This window comes from Streptococcus sp. GMD4S, from assembly GCF_000296955.1.
The window spans coordinates 1-603 of the sequence record NZ_AJRE01000390.1 but is presented as its reverse complement, the minus strand read 5'-3'; the positions used below and the strand labels follow the sequence as shown (position 1 = coordinate 603).

The window sequence follows — 603 nt, the reverse complement described above, 5'->3', positions numbered from 1 at the left end:
CTGTAAAGTTGGTTTTCTAAAGTCACCCAAACCATGTTGTCCAAAAATCTGACGTTGCGTATCCAAACTAAAGGTTCGATTAGTAGCTATGGGATTACCAGAAAAAGCATGATCGCGTTCGTAAACACTATTAGCCCCTCTATAGTTCTTAATAGTCTTTCCTAAATGTTTTAATAATAAGAATCCATCCCTATTTTCAATAATCAAACTTAAACCTTTACTCTCAACGTAAAATAGATTATTCTCTATTCGAACTCCCATAAATTGTACCTCATCTATTTCTTGATAAAATTTTAGCACATAAAAGCGCTTTCTAAAATAGAGAAATGTATACAAAGTATGGTAAAATGTTAGGTAGGAGGTGGCCCATGCTCGTTTTTTCAGAATACCAGACTGGAACAATTGATCTTTCTCTTAGCTTCTACGGTTATGAAGAATGCACGCCTAATTACTCTTTTGGTCCAGCTATTCGAGATACCTATGTACTACATTACATTACTAAAGGAAAAGGTCAATTCCATTATAAGGGGAAAATTGTTGATTTAAAGGCAGGAGATTTCTTTTTACTAAAACCAGATGAATTAACATTCTATCAAGCAGATA

The 603-nt window shown here is 33.7% G+C and carries 1 protein-coding gene and 1 pseudogene; one reads left to right on the top strand and one right to left on the bottom strand.

The features are described 5' to 3' along the window. A pseudogene (locus tag GMD4S_RS10080) lies at positions 1–261 on the bottom strand (alpha-galactosidase); the annotation flags it as partial. A 107-nt stretch (positions 262–368) separates the two neighbouring features. Between GMD4S_RS10080 and GMD4S_RS10075 the strand changes: the two are divergent. Beyond that, on the top strand, positions 369–603 hold a 235-nt coding region (locus GMD4S_RS10075; protein WP_000959975.1), incomplete at its 3' end, for an AraC family ligand binding domain-containing protein.